Genomic DNA, 17,231 nt, shown 5'->3' on the forward strand with positions numbered 1-17,231 from the left:
ATATTAACCCTCAATCTTATTCAATCGCCAGCTAGAGATGATAGGCAGTGTACTATCCAACAAGTGTTTGCGACAGAAATTTCGACGAATTTTACCACTAGTAGTATGCGGCATTGCCTTAAGTGGAATAAGAATAATCTGATGAATTTCGAGTTGATGAGTCTGATAAACCAGTTCAAAAATGGTATGAAACAAGGTTTCTTGTTCCTCAGGTGTCATAAAACGATTTTTTACCTCACACATGACGGTAAGTTCGTATTCATGTCCGGTTTGCATGACAAAAGCAGCACATTTACCTAGAGATTCATGCACTGGCGCATGTAAGATGGAGTATTCTATGTCTTGTGGATAATGATTTTTTCCATAGAGGATAATCAAATCTTTGATGCGGCCAGTCACATAAAGCTCCTCTTCATGTACAAAACCTAAATCGCCCGTTCTTAAATATACTTGATTACTGGGATCATCATGAATTTTGCCTTGAAATGCGTGCTGTGTTTCTTCTTCTTGTTGCCAATAACCTTGAGCAACACTGGCGCTTTGCACCCAAATTTCCCCGATTTGATCATTATCAGAAAGGGTGCATGTTTCTGAATCAACAATTTTTACTGTTTGCAGCAATTGGCCGCAACTGACTATGCTGTGGCTATGTGGATTTGCTTCTTCAGCAAAATGGACGCGATGATCCTGATACTGTTCTTTAGCTAAGGTGAGTGTGCGATAGGGTGTACCAGGGACATGGCCTGTGACTAATAAAGTCGCTTCAGCCAATCCATAACAAGGGTAGAAGGCTTCTTTGCGAAACCCATAATCTTTAAAGGCATGATAAAAATGCTCTAAAGTTTCTTTTCTAATCGGTTCAGCACCATTAGAGGCAATGGTCCAGCAACTTAAATCCAAACCCTCTTTTTTTTCTTCTTTAATGCGTTTCACACAATAATCGTAAGCAAAATTAGGACTGCCACTAATGGTTACTCTGTACTTGCTAATGTTTTGTAACCAGGAAAGAGGATTTTGTAAAAAAGAAAAAGGGGACATCAGATAAGTTGGAACACCCGCATAAAGGGGAGTCAAAATATAACCTATTAATCCCATATCATGATGAGGTGGGAGCCAGCTGAATGAAATGGTTTCTTCGTTTAACTGAAAAGCATGGTAAATTTTGTGAATATTATCCAACAAATTGCCATGAGTAATAATCACTCCTTTAGGATGCATCGTTGAGCCTGAGGTGTACTGAAGAAAAGCAATATCCTGTTTTCGAATTAGCGGGGGTCGCCACAGCAGACTCATTTGTAATTCTATGGTGTCTATGGCGAGACACGGAACGTCATCCAAATGTGGTTTTCCTTGTTTATCCAGAGCGGCAAATTTTACCAAATGATCTGCTGTCATAATGACACATACAGGTTTTGCATTGTGAATGATGCGATGTGCCTTATCTAATAATTTTGCTTGTGCAGGGGGATAAATGGGTACCGCAATACAGCCTGCGTAAAGACAACCAAAAAAAGCTTGAATCAGAGGCAAACCAGGGGAAAATAATAATAAGATCCTGTCCCCAGGTTTTGCTCCTTGAGCCTGTAAGCATGCGGCAATGGCTTTTGCACGTTCGTCCAGCTCAGCATAAGTTATTTTTTCTTCTAAATCTCTATTTACAAAAGTACAGCACACCTTTTCCGAAGTATGAAGGGCTCGGTACTGAATTGCATCTGCTAGTGAGATACAATTAAAAATCTCTTTATTCATTGCAGAAAACCTCATGGCTTATGAAATTGGAGAACCTGTGCTGCGTAGGAGAGTCCGCCTCCAACACTCATCATGAGTATTTTTCCAGGGCGGTCAAAAATCTTTTCCTCGACCGCTCTTGCTAAGGAATAAAGAACCGATGCACCGCCAAGATTACCAATCGTATCGGAATCCCAAATTATGGATTTATTGATTATTTGATTTTCTTCAAGAAGGTGGGTGATTAGTTTACGATTCACTTGATGAGGTATGATCCAGGTGATGGCTTCTCTGTCCTCTTTGGTAGGGAGTAAATGGTCCAGCATCTGCTTGTACTTAACATAGGCCAGTTCTTTCATTAGGGATTCATCGCCAATTAAATGATAACCTACGGTATCAATTTGTTCTTGGGTGGGCGGAAAAACACCTTGAGTAGTAAATGCTTCAACGTATTTTCCCTCCGTAGAAAAAAAAGTTTTTTCAACAGTGAAGGCACCAGTTTCCTTTTTTTCCATAAACAAGGCGGCAGCACCATCAGCCAAACCTATCCAGGTTTTTTCATTTTCAGGGTCGATTACTTTAGATAATGTTTCAGCACAACTAACCAAGATATTACTATACCCTAAAGCCATTAAAGCATAGGCAAGATGAAGTGTAGATAAGGAAGTGGAACAACCCGTTTTCAAATCATAAGCAGGGGCATCTACTCCCAAGCTTCCGAGAACAGCTGCAGCTTGTGAGCCCGTAAATCGTTTATTGGTGGTAGACCCCAACAAAAAAGCATGTATTTTTGGCGGGGTGAACTGTACAAACAGTTTTTGTACTGCCTCAGTGGCTAATGATTCAGAAGTCAATGCTCTGGATTTGTCTAAAGACTCCCAAGGCTTATGGCACCAATAACGAGAATAAAAACCAAACTCCTCCCCAATTTTTTCAGCAAATTTTTCTAAAAAAGATAATGAGTGGCTAGAGGTTCTTGGGAAGTTTTTTAAAATATCCAGATTAGTGACTGGAGGAGAATTTGGAAGAACACGGGATGCCGCAGTAATATCAAAACGAATATTGGGGGAGAGAATTTCCATAGAGTACCTGTAAGAATTTAATGCGAGTTATTATAACCGTTTTTTTAGATAATTTGACCCTATTAATTACGAAGTGTATTATTTTGCACAAATTTAACTTAATGCTGAGTGAAAGATGCCCTCATCGTCTGTTGATAAAACCACGATGAAATGGATAGAAAGTCTCATTGATGAGCATAGTTTTCTTCCATTGCTTGCCGATTATGCCCCTAATGATCAAGTCCACATACAATTTGGGGCTGAAGTGATTACCGGTTTAGCTAAAGTAAACCATAGACCTGTTGCAATATATGCTCATAATCATTCAGTGAATCGAGGATATATTACCAGCCAAGGTGCAAAAAAGATTCTACGCCTTATGGATAGAGCCAAAGACTTACGCATCCCTATCATCGCCTTTTTAGCTTCCCCTGGTATTTCTTTGGAAGAGAATTTGTTAAGTGGTGATGAATACACTCAAATTATTGCACGCAATATTAATTTATCGGGTATTGTTCCACAGTTTGCAGTGCTTGTTGCTCCAACTTTAGGTGCACCTGCTTATTCTGCTGTGTTGATGGATTTGCTCTTTTTTAATAAGCATCGCAGCTATTTAATGGTTACCAGTCCTATGGTTGTTCAACAAGCAATCGGTGAAAAAGTCAGTATGGGGGAACTGGGTGGTACAGCAATGCATGCAAGTACTACTGGGATTGCAGATTTTGTTGATGACAGTATCACCGCACAAATAAACCAGGTAAAAAAGATGCTCCACTTTTTTCCATCACATAATGGAGAATGCCCGCCGAGGCATGCAGTCCTGGAACCCATGCATGCTTTGCCCAATGTCCCAACTGATCCCAGAGTGCCGTTTAATATGCTCGATTTGGTTCAGGCAATTGTGGATAATTCAGAAGTATGGCAATACAAAAGCACCTATGGACAAGCCATGATTTGTGCTTTTGTACGTATCCATGGGTATGCGGTAGGGATTGTTGCTAATCAAAGTATTCGTTTTAGTGGTGCAATCGATTCTGATGCTGCGCAAAAAGCAGCTAAATTTATCCGGATATGCGATGCTTATCGAATTCCCATACTGACTTTAATTGATGTTCCTGGTTTTATGCCGGGAAAACGGGAAGAGCAAAAGGGCTTATTGCAACATGGGGCCAGATTATGTGCGGCCATGCAAACTCGAGTGCCTAGAATGAGTGTCATTGTTCGTAAATGCTATGGGGCAGCGGCATTTCTCATGATGCAAACCGCATCGCAACAAGGTGATCTCGTCTTGGCTTTAGAAACTGCTACTCTTGGTGTTATGGGTAAAGAGACCACAAAAAAAGTGCAAAGCACGGATGGACAAGTCTCTGCCGAAATACAATCGAATGAAACGGATGCCCTGCACCTCGATCCCTCGTTAAGGGATGCCTATGTGTCGGGTTTGATTGATGAACTGATTACTGCCGAACAAATACGTGGTCGTTTGGCGCAACATTTGGAATACTTATATCGCAAGATGGATGATCTGCCCATTGCACGACATTCTATAGTGTAGAAAGCGCTCTCTTTTTTTGAGCAAGAATAGGTAAGTGGAACCCCTCAGGGCACCTTCTCTCCGCGGGGGCGAAGGGAAGAACGAAATCTTTTCTCCTCCCCCACCGGGGCGAGGGTATCACACGCTACAATTTAGTAAGGATCATCATGTCTTCTTACCACGATTTACTGCAATTAATTCATTCGTTTGAGACCTATTTAGGCAATCCTGAACAACAAGATAGCCCGATCAATTTTCAAGAAAGCTTGCACTACGATCAGCAAGAACAGCTTGCCTGGAAGCAAATTAAGCGGATTCAGCAATGGGGTTTTATGGATTATCTCATTCCTCAGTATCTTGGGGGGAAGTTTAATTCGCTTGATGTGGGATATTTTTTGGTTAAATCCATATGTAGACGCGATTTAACCACAGGCATAGCCCTGGGATTGCCATTCCTAGGTGCTTTACCTCTTTGGATAGCAGGCAATGAAAAGCAGAAAAAAGAGCTGGCGGCCTCTTTTCGACGTGGTGAAATTACGGCATGTGCGTTGACGGAGGAAGAACACGGTTCTGATATCATGGCCAATGAAGTCGTAGCCCAACCTTCTCAGAATGGGTGGGAATTATCCGGAAGAAAATGGTGCATTAATTTTGCTACTCAGGGAGAAAATATTACCCTTCTTTGTCGAACTCATGAACGGGGAGGGCCCTTAGGCTTCTCGGTTTTTTTTCTGAATAAATCTAAACTACAATCCGGTTTCATACCAACCCCTAAGCTTCCTACGCATGGGGTGAGAGGGTTGGATATTAGTGGTTTTTCTTTGGAACAGGCTTTTTTGCCCCAAGATGCATTAGTTGGTGATAAACAACGCGGATTGGAAATTATTTATAAAACATTGCAGGTTTCACGAACTTTATGTGCTTCTTTTTCTGTTGGCGGTGCAGATACAGCGTTACGCTTGGCGCTTTCATTTAGCCAGCAAAGACAAATATATGGGAAGGCTGCATATGAAATTCCTGCGGTAAAACAACGGCTGGGAGAACAGTTTACGCAATTACTCATCGCCGATTGCACGGCTTTAGCTGTGGCTCGTGCGAGTTCTGTAATGCCTCAACAACTCTCTTTTTGGTCAGCTATTATTAAATTTCTCATTCCCAAAATAACTGAAGAAATTGTCGAAGAATGTAGCATAGTAATGGGGGCTCGGGCTTATTTGCGTACAACCGAGTGGGCCATGTTTCAGAAAATCAGACGCGATATCGCAGTAATTGGTTTATTTGATGGGAGTAGTCAGGTTAATTTATCCGTGATTGCAGGAAGTTTATTACCACAGGCCAGGATGAGGGGAAGTTGCCTTCCAAGTCAGTTACCCCAACTGGAGTCTATTTTTAATCTCAATTGTGTTTGCTCCGAATTTTCTCTAGATCGCCTAGGCCTTTTTACGCATGCAGAAGACGATATTTTAGCGGGTTTATCCGTATTAGAATCGGAACACATCAATCCCTTAATTCATGCAATTCGTGCTGAGCTTACTCGATTGGATCGCGAAATTGTTTCTTTGCATGAGCAAAAACAATTTGACCCACGCAGCTTGGCCGCATTTCGCTTAGCAGAACAATATTGCTGGATTTTTGCAGCAAGTTGTTGCCTTCACTTTTGGCATTTTAATCAGGAATTGATGGCTAAAGAATTACTGGGCATAGACTGGATTCAGTTGGCAATTCAATTAATTCTTAACAAATTAAATTCATACCCAAGTATTGATAACAGACTGCAAGAATCTATGGCGGGCAGTTTATCGCAATTTTACGAGCAACATAAATTATTTTCGGTGATTCCAATAACAATACCCGCCTAACCTAGAAAAGTGCCTCGCCAACTTGAATTTTTGAGGTTATCATTTCGCATCGCATTCATTTTGGCCAGTAATAGGAATGAATTGGAAAAGAATACTTATTGCAGCAATTACCCGAAAAAAATATCAGGCTTTTATTGAGGATACCCAATATCCTGAGCGTTCTCGTGAACGTTTATGGAATCAAGAGATCGTTCCTTTATTAAAAAAATCCTCCTATTGGCAGGCTCTGTTACAAAATAGCCCAACCTTAAGTCTTGATGATTTTCCCATTACGAATTATGACGATTATGAGGCAGCGCTTTTGGCTGCTCAACACAGCCATACTCAACCTTTTAATGGAGAAAAATTACTTTTTTGGTCAGAGACTTCGGGAACTTCAGGCGTTCGAAAGTTTTTCCCAATCACTACGTCATTTCAGACGCAGTTTCAGCGAACGATGCCCCCTTATATTTATACCTTGACTCAACGCGTTCCTGGTTTGTTTAAAGAAAAAATAGTGTATTTGGCCGCAGTCGATTCGTATAAAACATCTCCAGCTGGCACTCCTTCAGGCTGGATTAGCAATTTTAACTATCGTCATTTACCTTCTATTATTAAACGTTTTTATGCGTTGCCTGATGAAGTATTCGATAATGCCGAAGTCTATGAACAATGGTCTGCTTTATATGCTTTAGCAACCGATCTGAGTGCATTGTTTGCTGTAACTCCTATGGTTATTGATGCTTTTTTTGAGCGTTGTCGTAACGACTTTAAATATTTTTTACCCTATTTATTAGGGGAAAAACCGGTTCCTGATTTTTTGCCTCCAATTCAAATTACAAGAAAACGTCGACGTTATTTACAGCAGCTGCTACAACAGGAGCCTAGCTCCTTTAAAGAATTTTGGCCTTCTTTAAGTATTGTTGGTTGCTGGATTTCCGGTCTTTGTGAATATCCTGCGCTTCAATTGCAAAAATTGTTAGGACCAGGAGTTGGCATGGTTGATGGCACTTTTTCTGCTACTGAAGGATGGCTTACTGTCCCTATAGACAATCAACCAGGTGGTTTTTTGCATCCTGGTGCCCATATCGTGGAGTTTATTGAAGAGGGCAATATGATTAAGAAAGAAAATCTTTTGCAATGTTGGGAGTTAGAGCCGGGTAAAAAATATGAAATATTCTTAACCACAGCAATGGGCTTTATTCGTTATCAGTTAAAAGATGTAGTGAAATGTACCGGTTTCTTAAATAAAGCACCACGACTTGAATTTTGTTATAAAACCCAAATGGTAAAGTTAGAAAGTTGTTCTGTCTCAGGTTCTGAATTACAAAACATGCTGAGCGATATTTCTTTTGACATTGAGCCGCATTGGTATTTTGCACGCAATCGTTTAGGCAATAGAATTGTTTTTGTCACTGACGATGCAATTCAAATATCCGATGCGTTATTAGCGCGTATGCACGAGCGCTTAATGCAAATCAATGAATCTTATGCACATGGTGTGATGACTAAAGAGGTATTACCCATGGTTTTATTGCAATTGTCGAAAGATGAACTATTGGCAGATAATCATGCACAGACAAAACCTAAGTTAATTTCTCAGCAAGTTATTACCGAAAAATAAATAGGTTCTTTGCTTATTGATGATAATGAAAAGTGACTCCTCTGGGCTTACTGTCCTTTTTTTAATTTAATGACAGTGGCTCTCCGGGGCATTCTCCCAGGCTTTTATAAAAGGAACTCATGTTATGACCGAGAAAAATAAAACCAAGGTAAAAAAAGCACCAGCAAAGACCGAATTATCACCGTCGATGCTGATTCTTATTGACCTGGTATCCATCTTATTTAGTTTGATGCCCGGTGTAGCTGCCTTTAGCATAACCGGCTTATTTATTTATCATGGCTATGCGCAGACGTGGTTTGTTCTTCCTTTGGCTCCCTTTGTTTTATTTGCCTCGTTTATTCTGATTATTGCAGCGATTAGGCTGTGTTTGCCTCATTTAAAACCAGGTCGATATAAACGAGAAATGAATAAAATGACTTTTGCTTGGTTTTGTCATTTTGCGCTGACTCGTTCCGCTAAAGTAATTGGGCTGACCCCTTTACTGCAAACCTTCAACGTGGTGAAGTTTTGTTACTGGCGGGCGCTAGGTGCTAAAGTTTCCTTTCAAATAGTCAATTCTTTTGACATCGATTTTGTTGATTGTCCTTTAATTACTATAGGAAAAAATGTCACTCTTGGTAGTGGAGTGTCAATTTGTTGTCACTCCGATGTAGGCAACTTACTTTTTCTTGCTCCTGTCGTTATTGAAGATAATGTTTTTATTGGTATGTCCACCGCGATTGGCCCAGGAACGACCATTAAAAAAGGGAGTTGGATCGGTTATGGAAACACCTTTGTTAATCAGGTAGTTGAGGAAAATACCCGATTAGGAAATGTCAGACCTACCCCTGATATGGACTAAGTATTTCGCACTGATTCATTGCACGGCTGTATTGGGCGCTTCTGGTTTAAAAAAATCCAACTGTTCCCCAAGATGCACGCATGCCCCCTGAAAAGGACATGCAGTTTTATCTATGTAGGGTACTTACTGAGATGTTAGGGATAATAACGTGGGTTGGGTACCTACCTGAAATACTATGGGCATATACGGAAGATTGAATAGAAAGAGCACTATTATAAAAAACAATGCAGAACAAATATTTCCTATTCGTATCCATTTTTGTTCGCTGTTTTCAGGCAACCAGGCGGTAATGGCATAAGTCAGGCTAAATAAGATCACCATGATGATACAAATGACTACATTAACATCTAAGGAATAGGACAGGAAAATTTTATGAGTCATTATTAAAACCAAAAGAAATAAAATAATACGATAAATACGTAATATTAATTTCAGCCAAAAAGGGGCTCCTGATTCTACGCTGCCATCTTGGAAAAATGCATTGAAAAATATAATCCCCAAAAATGTGAGAGGGATTAAAATCGCGAGAGGATTAATGTATTCTTCACCACCGTTTACAGAGTGGCCTAAATAAAGGAAAAAATAAAAGATACTGATGACTGCTAGAAATGGGAATAGATAATACATCATTCTTAACAATAAAAAGCGCAAATTGTAAATGATTTGGATATTTTGTTGCCCAACTCCTAGTCCTATAAAAAACAAGGTAACATGGGAAATCAAACGAAAATGCAGATTATCGGAGTACAAATTCCATAAGTAATCACTTCCTACAGTTCTGAATATAAAGGCGCCCAATAAAATAAGCACATTTGCTAAGGCAGAAAACACCGAAGCAACAAAAAGTAAAAGAATAGTATTCCATACGGCAGCAAATAAACTGTTATAGCTGATACGCCAAGTATTGTCATGATGGTATGCATAGTGAAATGAATGACCTACATAAACAAATATTGGAAAGGCGCATAAGAATGTAAACCAATGCTCCAGAGGTAAAGAGGTAAAACGCGCCTCTATAGGGAGCAAGGGCAAAGACAAAAATAAGGCGATTAAGAAGCTGCTTGCAACCAAGCGTACGCAATTTTTGTTGTTATAAGCCAGTGCGTACAAAAGGCCAAAGAGACCGATTAAGGCATAATCGAATATTTTGGTAATTTCATTTCGAATTAACCCATCAACAGCAAATCCAAGGAGTAAACCGATTAGAGTAAAGAGGTAGATTCCTTTTTTTGATGGCATATTTGTTTCTCCTTAGACTTATGAATTTAGAATAGCTGATTTTAAAGGTACTTGCATTCCCTTCTCTGTTCTCATTCATTTGTTTTGGATTGGGTTCGTTTGGGTGCAATTGATAGATATTATGGTTTTATTTTAATCGATGTTTTTGTAGAATGTAGTTAAGAGCCATTTAACGAATCCACTAAGGCGTTATGCAAAGTAAAAGAGAACGTTTTAAACAATGGCGTGGAAGCCAAAGCGATAAAGAGCAAAACATCCTCGACTCTGCAATGCTGATTAGCGACTATGTGAGTTCAGTAGATAATCTTGAAACAATCCAAGTCAATGCAGGGCAAAAATTTAAAGATTTTGAGCAACTTAAAGCGCGCACCTATGGAATAATCGTTTTTGCCAAACTATTTATTGATGAAGCAATTGAACAACTACCAGAATCAGCGGCAAAAGAAAAAAAAATCCTTGCTCACTCCAGTCTGATTGCATCTACCTTGTATGAAAACTGGAAAAATAACACCAAGGAAAATGTTTTTACTTTAATTGGAAATATTGAAAAATTATTTCTTTTAAATACACAGCCTTTTACAGATCAAAATCACTATAAAACATTTATGTTTTCTTCATATATGTTATGCCACCTTATTAAGGTAGCCATTGCGCAAATTGATTGGAGAGCGCAACTCGTGATTTCCGCTTTTTTTGATCTAAATGTAATCAAAGCTAAAGTTGACTTCTTTTTGCAAAAAATAGAAGAAAGAATAGAGCGGTTAAATCATCCAGAACTGGAAGCAAAAAAAATTGATGAGGTTGATCCCTTAAAGCCAGTTAAAGATCTCTTGAAGGAACGTTATCTTAAGGTATTAGGTCTCAGTCCTTTAATCAAAGTGAAGCCCACAAAAACAGGTGCCGTACATAAACACGGTGCACCGGGAGCACCTAGGTTGCTGCCATCAGAGGTAAAGCAAGTAAATCAAAATATTTTTAAGAGCCTTACTGAGCTTGAAGCAGAGATAGAAAAAGTTTCTTCAGGAATTTTCAGCATCTATGAGTCGCGAAGGAAAAAAGTCGAGCTTGATGAAGAAATAGAAAAAGTGAGTCAATTACTCATAGCATTAGATGAAAATGATAAGAAAATTATTGGAAGAAAAGATTTTTTAGATTTTATCGAAGAACATAAGAAGTTATATCAGTTTCTTTTAGAAAATACAGAAGATACGCAAAAACAACAACTTCTTGACAAAATATCGCAACTGAAGGCTTCTCTTGAGTCACCAAATTTATCTTCAGGGGCTATTCAGGGAATAAGCTGGATGGCTACTCCGCTCACAGTTGTTTACCGAACTACCACACCGCAAGCAGTGCAAGAAGCAATCGGCTCCACACTGCCTGCTACCTGGGATGGTGCGTGCAAAATGGAGCTTAAGGCTTTGGTATACGCATGTTTGTTGGATTTGCAAAACAAGTTGAAAAAGAAAGAGAGTCAAATTGCTGCAATAAACAATCGTTTTTTTAATCGCGATACATCACTAAGGCTATGGTTAGCAAGTGAAAGTTTCGAACAACTTGAGGCATTAAAAAAAGCAAATGATATGATGAAAGATGCTGTACAAGCCAGTTGTAATTTACTTACTACCATAAAACAAAATGCACTTTTTCTTAATAAGCTTCAGCAATCAAGTCAAACCTTGGACGACTTTGTTCAGTTGCATGATGGATTCTTCGTAAAAATTTCCAATTTTTTAGCTCAGTACTTTGCTTTTTTTAAAACAGAGACAGCAAAAATGATTGACGATGCTGTTGCCCTGAAGGCTAAAGTAGATGGATTAGCCGGTGAATATCAACGTGCTGTAGAGCAAGGAGTACGACAAATCGAATATACTCCAAATCTGGATGCTCCTATTAAAAGCCATATAAAAAGCCAGTTTAATGGAGATATGCAGGAAATCCTCCAAGAAAAAAAGAACAACTTGAACCCAAACAAGCGTACAGTACGTTTACTGATGAACAATCTATCAACGTTATTTGCTGAAAAGTCTCAACCCCTCAAGGCAGAACGAAATAAAAACGAAGCAGAAGAACCAGTTTTGGTGTGCGGTGTGAGCTCTTAAAAAATTTAATTCGGTTTTTTAAGGTTCAAGTCGTTCTTACATAACTAGTCATTCCCGTACAGTCAATCCTGCGATGCTCACTATCAGGGTTTACATGTTATCCTCTCCAGTTATATAAAGACAGAAGATATTTTAATGGAGATTGCTATGAAGATTTTTACCCGCCAGCTTTTGGGAGTTACGGTTGCTTTATCGTGTATCACAAGTTCTTATGCGTCCAATCAATCGGAGACTGATTCTTGGTATGCCAAAGCCGAACAAATGCTGGAGCACGCAGTAAAGGTTCCAACTGTAGTCGGACAGAATCATGTACCGGAGTTGGCACAATATTTTGCTGATCAATTTCGTGCTGCAGGTATTCCTGATAAAGACATTCATATTATACCTTACAATCAAACTGCAGCATTAATTGTGCGTTGGCGAGCTGCGATTCCTACTGCTGAGAAACCCATTATGGTTATGGGACATATGGATGTTGTTGAAGCAAAAAAAGACGATTGGTCCATGGCTCCATTCACTTTAGTTAAAAAGGATGGTTATTATTACGGCCGTGGAACAATTGATATGAAAGACGGTCTGGTAGCAACCACAGTAGCCATCATGAAGCTCAAGGCACAGGGTTTTCAAAATAAACGCGATATCATTGTCTTTTTTACAGGAGATGAAGAAACAGGTGGTGTTGGTGCACAAAAAGGAGCTACTGAATGGAAAGATTTGCTGAATGCCGAATATGGATTAAATGCAGATGCTGGTGGTGGAGCATTTGATACAAATAATCATCCGCTTGGATTTGAGATTCAAACTGCTGAAAAAACATACACCGATTATATGTTCACAGTTCGCAATTCTGGTGGACATTCTTCAAAACCCAGAGCCGATAATGCTATTTATCAACTAGCTGATGCTTTAAAACGTCTGGAGGCTTATCGCTTTCAGCCGATGATGACCGAAACCACACGAGCTTATTTTGCGGCGAGAGAAAAATCAGAAGCGAATGCGTTAGGCGGTGCTATGAGAGCCTGGTTGAAAAACCCATCTGATAGCAAAGCAGCTGATGTCATTGAGGCGGATCCTGGTGAGGTAGGTCTAACACGTACTCGTTGTGTTGCAACCCGATTATTTGCTGGACACGCCAATAATGCGTTACCACAGCTAGCACAAGCAACTATAAATTGCCGCCTTATGCCTGGTGTTTCACCTGAGACGATAAAGAAGGAGCTTGAACAAATTGTTGCTGATCCCAATATTGTAGTGACACGATTGGATGATCATGTTGCCTCACTAGATTCTCCATTGCGACACGATGTCCTGAGTGCCTATAAAAAATCCATTCATGCTCGTTTTCCTGATGCACCTATCATTCCGAGTATGAGTACAGGTGCAACGGATGCGCGACCCTTTCGTATAGTTGGTATTCCTGTTTATGGCGTAAATGGTACTTGGGTGATCAGTCCTGAAGATTTACGTGCACATGGCCGAGATGAGCGCCTACCGGTACAAGCATTAAATGATAATGTGGATCATTGGGTAAGCATGCTAACAACCTTAGCTGGATAGAGGCTGTTTCATTCCTGGATGTTTGAGTTAGTAAGAAAGTAGTAGATTGCTCCTCTAGCTTTCATGGATTGCACGAAAACCTACTAGGTAAAATTGAGGAGCAGAGTCACTATATTTGAATTTAGTGTATGAGAATCAAGTTGAAATCCTGGTTACTCGCAACCAGGATTGTATCTATACGTGCTTTTTTCCTGAATTTGTCCATTAGAGTAGTTTCCTTTCGGATTGAATTTCATAAAGAATTTTTTGTAATCCTAAGCTTTTATAGATAGTCCATTTTTTCTGCACGTACCATTCCATACCGACCGATACGGGTTTCGCAAACAATCTGTTTAAATTAAGAACATCATGCTTTTTGTTGTTCTTTAATGTTCACTTAATAGTATTGATCTAAAATTAAACATAATTATGCTCCTTCGTTGGTATTGGTATGGCTTTACTACCTGACAAAGCAAAAAAAATAATTACGTTGATACAAAAAAATCACAAAGAATTACTGCAATCAAAGATGGTGGCTCACCTTCGTTTAAAAAATAAATCATTAGAAGACCCAGAAATAATAGGGGCATGGGTCGAAAAAATTGCAGAAGTAAGAACATTGGAAAATAGTTATCTTAATGAGGTGACTAATTCCCCTAATATCGCAGAAAAAATTGGTAGTGGCGCTCTGGCTGCACTAGCTGGAGGAGGGCTTGGATCCGCTGTATTTTTAGCAATGAAAGTATTCAGTACTAGCCCAATCGGCTGGGTCAAAGAGTTAATGGGTTTAGGATCGGGGGACTCTCGCTCCATAGTGGAACAAGCCGCAAGTGGAGTATTTTCAGCTGCTTTGGCAGCATTAACAACTAAAATACTGTACGATTCATTTATTAGTTCCTACTCAGGGGATAAATCAAAAGCCAAAGAAGAATTTGAACGTGAATTCAAGAAAGAAGATGGTTTTTCGAAACTAATTAAAGATAAAGCAGAAAATCTTTCCATACAAATGATTCAGCTTTTTCATTTTCGTGAAATGTTGTTATTAGGAAAAATCAGCGACAACGCAAATGAAATCGATGCTCGAAAAAAATTTATCGAAATAGCAGATCTCAAAAATAAAAGTGATGAGGCAATTAATGCGGCTATAGAAGCTTATTTTTTAAAAGAATTAAATAAGTTATTTAATTTAAGCTTTAAAGAACTTTATGATGCTCATGCAAAGGAAATTGACCTTGAAACCTCATCACCCTTCAGAAAATGGTTTCATCAACATTTTGACTCTACGGCTGTAAGACAAAATTCAAGCCAACAAATCCAGCTAAAATTCATGGAGCTTTGCCGGGATTATTTATTAAGGGAAATGAATGAGCCTGGTTTTTTTGCCAAATATCCAAAGACTACTGCTACCATAGGTGGAATACTTGTGGGTGCATTGGTATTGGGCACCTTAGCATTGGCATTGGGTGGGCCTGTTACGTGGGGTATAGTGGCGATTGCATTAGTTGCATTTGCTGTTGCAGCAGTTTCTACTTACTTGATAGTAACGCATATTGATAGGCTTCATTATAAACGATCTGCTGCAAACAGAGAGGAGATTCAACAAACTGTCGATCAAGTCGAAAATGAATTTCTTCGATTAAATAGAGAAATAATTGAGAGTCATGAAACCTCCGAACTCAATATAAAACAGAGCAAAGATTTTGATAAGGCCACTCATCGATTTTGGGGAATAGGCGAAAAGCAAATCGCTAGAGGTTCTATGGAGGGATGGCTAAGGGAGTATGCTACCCGATATCGTCATAGTAAAGCAATTGAGATTGACCTAGGTGATTCGTTTATTGAATTAATTAATGAAAGCGAAAAACAAACTCAGGATTTAGTAAAGGAATTATCAGCGGGTAAGTCGACACTTTTAGAGCAATTTATTAAAGATACAAAAGAGTATTTGTTAGTACCCGACAATAAAAAAACGATTGAGGAATTCGAGCTAATCCAGAAAATCAAAGAGCAAGTCATCCATATTGTCTCGTCAGTTGAAACCGTACCGGAGCAATTATTAGCATTCTATGAGTTACCTATAAATCAAGGGGGGCTTGGTGGGTTTAAGTCCGATCTTAGTGAAGCAGTTAAAATAGCCCCAATTCCTGTATCTGCTGAGCCTACAAAATCGTATGAAGGGCTTTTAAAGTCTGCCAAAATAATCTATAAAAATAAAGAACCACTTTTTGAAGGGAAAAAATGGTTTAAAGGGGATGCTGCACTTCGCGAAATGCTTGGACTCCCTGGTCGTATTAATGATTTGCAATGTTCCAACGTAACCAGTTCTACCATCGACGAATATCTGAATAATTCCTATGAATTTCTATTTCGCCTTAATCCAAGAATTTATCCAGGAAATGCCCTTAATCCATTAGAACAACAAACTGTAGTCTCACCTGAGTTTTTACTATATAGGACCTTGTTATTGAGACAATTAGCTGATTTGTGTGATACAACAAACTATGAAATTGCTTTAGATGTAAAAACGAAGATTAGAAAGTTTGTAAAAGAACGGCTCCAAATAGACGATAAGTTGGTTTTTGATGATCTGCAAAATCAGAAACTAATGATGGAAAAACATGATGATTCGTCAAGATATTTCAATGGTAGTGGTCAAACATTTTACTTTTGTGAATTGGACAATGTTGCTCATGCTATCCATGTCGATATTGCTTATAATTCAGTAAATATAAAACCTAGAACGACATTGGATTTTTATATCAATTTATTTTTGCAAAATGAGGGCCAAATTAAGTCAGGAGTTTTTGCATATGGTAAGGCTTCATCTGATTTAAATCCTCAAGGTACCAAAGAGTATGTAGATAGAGTCAATGAGTACATTAATAACACACTTGGATTTATTCGAGCTTATCCTAAAAATGAGGCATTAATTGCAACAGGTATTATGGAATGTTACAAACATTCTGTATCGGTTCAGGTTTATCAGATAATGTATAGAATCATTAAGGATATCAAAGAAATTGAACAACAAGGTCTTCAGAACGACCCAAAAATTGACTTTTTACGCCAAGCGTTAACGGCTCTTACCAACTACAGTAGTAACAATTGTTTTCCTTTAAAAGAGGAGTCGTCACTTAAGAAGCTATTAAATTCAATACAAAATCCTGCAGACCTGCCTCCTTCAGATGATATCGGAAGTTTAATTTCGGAAGTCTCCTCCGATTTGAAATTAAACTAATCAATAAATAAAGTGCTTGATTTTCAAGAACTCTATGTTTAAAGTTCGAACAGACTATCAGCATTAAGGAGGATAAAATGTTAAGTTTTTTTAATACGGAAAATAAATGGCGTGCAACCATGCAAGTAGCAAATGGGCTTGCTCTTATGATGGCTGCTTATAATTTATTCTCTAACCCGGATACTGCTTGGGAAAATGGTTTTGACATAGCAATGTGTGCGCTTAACGTAGTTACTTTTAGCAGCAATGATAACGCGTTGTCCAGCATAGGAAATTCTGCACTTAACTTTACAAGTTTGGGTACTGTTTATGCAGGCATTACTTCGGGTTGTACTGCGAATCCGACGTTAGTTAACGTGGGCAAGGCAGTATTAAATTTGACCAATGCTGTAACCAGTATTTGTTATAAATATGATCCAAATCAAGACGCTGCTTCCGCAACTCCCACAAAAACCATGTAACCGAAATAGGTGGGGCAGAAAAGCCCCAA

General features: G+C 38.9%; 11 protein-coding genes. 8 read left to right on the plus strand and 3 right to left on the minus strand.

The genetic code is table 11. From position 1 onward, the window contains the following. Positions 1-3: 3 nt before the first annotated feature. Both ACF8MK_RS09185 and ACF8MK_RS09190 read right to left on the minus strand, forming a co-directional pair. Positions 4-1,749, minus strand: a complete 1,746-nt coding sequence (locus ACF8MK_RS09185; protein WP_392536393.1) for a fatty acyl-AMP ligase — start codon at positions 1,747-1,749, stop codon at positions 4-6. Between the two features lie 11 nt (positions 1,750-1,760). Then, positions 1,761-2,810 (minus strand): 3-oxoacyl-ACP synthase III family protein, encoded by a 1,050-nt coding sequence (locus ACF8MK_RS09190; RefSeq protein WP_392536394.1) that lies wholly within the window; start codon positions 2,808-2,810, stop codon positions 1,761-1,763. 115 nt (positions 2,811-2,925) lie between these two features. On the opposite strand from ACF8MK_RS09190, the gene ACF8MK_RS09195 reads away from it, so the two are divergent. The 4 genes from ACF8MK_RS09195 (at position 2,926) to ACF8MK_RS09210 (ending at position 8,626) form a co-directional block, all read left to right on the plus strand. Next, the gene (locus tag ACF8MK_RS09195; RefSeq protein ID WP_392536395.1) at positions 2,926-4,344 is read left to right on the plus strand and encodes an acyl-CoA carboxylase subunit beta; all 1,419 of its coding nucleotides are present in this window, start codon (positions 2,926-2,928) and stop codon (positions 4,342-4,344) included. Positions 4,345-4,490: 146 nt separating this feature from the next. Further along, positions 4,491-6,182, plus strand: a complete 1,692-nt coding sequence (locus tag ACF8MK_RS09200; protein ID WP_392536396.1) for an acyl-CoA dehydrogenase — start codon at positions 4,491-4,493, stop codon at positions 6,180-6,182. A gap of 76 nt (positions 6,183-6,258) precedes the next feature. Continuing rightward, entirely contained in the window at positions 6,259-7,785 is a 1,527-nt protein-coding gene (locus tag ACF8MK_RS09205; protein WP_392536397.1) for a GH3 auxin-responsive promoter family protein, read from the plus strand. Positions 7,786-7,909: 124 nt separating this feature from the next. Further along, a complete protein-coding gene (locus ACF8MK_RS09210) occupies positions 7,910-8,626 on the plus strand; it encodes a hypothetical protein (protein WP_392536398.1) in 717 nt (238 codons plus the stop codon). 123 nt (positions 8,627-8,749) lie between these two features. Here ACF8MK_RS09210 and ACF8MK_RS09215 read toward each other — a convergent pair whose 3' ends face one another. Next, positions 8,750-9,865: a hypothetical protein gene (locus tag ACF8MK_RS09215; protein WP_392536399.1), complete on the minus strand. Its 1,116-nt coding sequence runs from the start codon at positions 9,863-9,865 to the stop codon at positions 8,750-8,752. Between the two features lie 191 nt (positions 9,866-10,056). On the opposite strand from ACF8MK_RS09215, the gene ACF8MK_RS09220 reads away from it, so the two are divergent. The 4 genes from ACF8MK_RS09220 to ACF8MK_RS09235 all read left to right on the plus strand — a co-directional run bounded on the left by ACF8MK_RS09220 (position 10,057) and on the right by ACF8MK_RS09235 (position 17,202). After that, the gene (locus tag ACF8MK_RS09220; protein WP_392536400.1) at positions 10,057-11,967 is read left to right on the plus strand and encodes a hypothetical protein; all 1,911 of its coding nucleotides are present in this window, start codon (positions 10,057-10,059) and stop codon (positions 11,965-11,967) included. A gap of 147 nt (positions 11,968-12,114) precedes the next feature. Then, complete coding sequence (locus ACF8MK_RS09225; protein WP_392536401.1) at positions 12,115-13,524, plus strand: M20/M25/M40 family metallo-hydrolase; 1,410 nt, start codon at positions 12,115-12,117, stop codon at positions 13,522-13,524. A 430-nt stretch (positions 13,525-13,954) separates the two neighbouring features. Further along, a complete protein-coding gene (locus ACF8MK_RS09230) occupies positions 13,955-16,741 on the plus strand; it encodes a hypothetical protein (protein WP_392536402.1) in 2,787 nt (928 codons plus the stop codon). A 77-nt stretch (positions 16,742-16,818) separates the two neighbouring features. Further along, positions 16,819-17,202 (plus strand): hypothetical protein, encoded by a 384-nt coding sequence (locus ACF8MK_RS09235; RefSeq protein ID WP_392536403.1) that lies wholly within the window; start codon positions 16,819-16,821, stop codon positions 17,200-17,202. The last annotated feature ends 29 nt before the right edge of the window (positions 17,203-17,231 follow it).

Source organism: Legionella sp. 227, from assembly GCF_043161935.1.
In the GTDB taxonomy this organism is placed as follows: domain Bacteria; phylum Pseudomonadota; class Gammaproteobacteria; order Legionellales; family Legionellaceae; genus Legionella; species Legionella sheltonii.

Coding starts and splice junctions, on each gene's coding strand:
- ACF8MK_RS09205 (WP_392536397.1), top strand. CDS start 6,259: ATGAATTGGAAAAGAATACTTATTGCAGCAATTACCCGAAAAAAATAT.
- ACF8MK_RS09235 (WP_392536403.1), top strand. CDS start 16,819: ATGTTAAGTTTTTTTAATACGGAAAATAAATGGCGTGCAACCATGCAA.
- ACF8MK_RS09225 (WP_392536401.1), top strand. CDS start 12,115: ATGAAGATTTTTACCCGCCAGCTTTTGGGAGTTACGGTTGCTTTATCG.
- ACF8MK_RS09195 (WP_392536395.1), top strand. CDS start 2,926: ATGCCCTCATCGTCTGTTGATAAAACCACGATGAAATGGATAGAAAGT.
- ACF8MK_RS09210 (WP_392536398.1), top strand. CDS start 7,910: ATGACCGAGAAAAATAAAACCAAGGTAAAAAAAGCACCAGCAAAGACC.
- ACF8MK_RS09190 (WP_392536394.1), bottom strand. CDS start 2,810: ATGGAAATTCTCTCCCCCAATATTCGTTTTGATATTACTGCGGCATCC.
- ACF8MK_RS09185 (WP_392536393.1), bottom strand. CDS start 1,749: ATGAATAAAGAGATTTTTAATTGTATCTCACTAGCAGATGCAATTCAG.
- ACF8MK_RS09230 (WP_392536402.1), top strand. CDS start 13,955: ATGGCTTTACTACCTGACAAAGCAAAAAAAATAATTACGTTGATACAA.
- ACF8MK_RS09220 (WP_392536400.1), top strand. CDS start 10,057: ATGCAAAGTAAAAGAGAACGTTTTAAACAATGGCGTGGAAGCCAAAGC.
- ACF8MK_RS09215 (WP_392536399.1), bottom strand. CDS start 9,865: ATGCCATCAAAAAAAGGAATCTACCTCTTTACTCTAATCGGTTTACTC.
- ACF8MK_RS09200 (WP_392536396.1), top strand. CDS start 4,491: ATGTCTTCTTACCACGATTTACTGCAATTAATTCATTCGTTTGAGACC.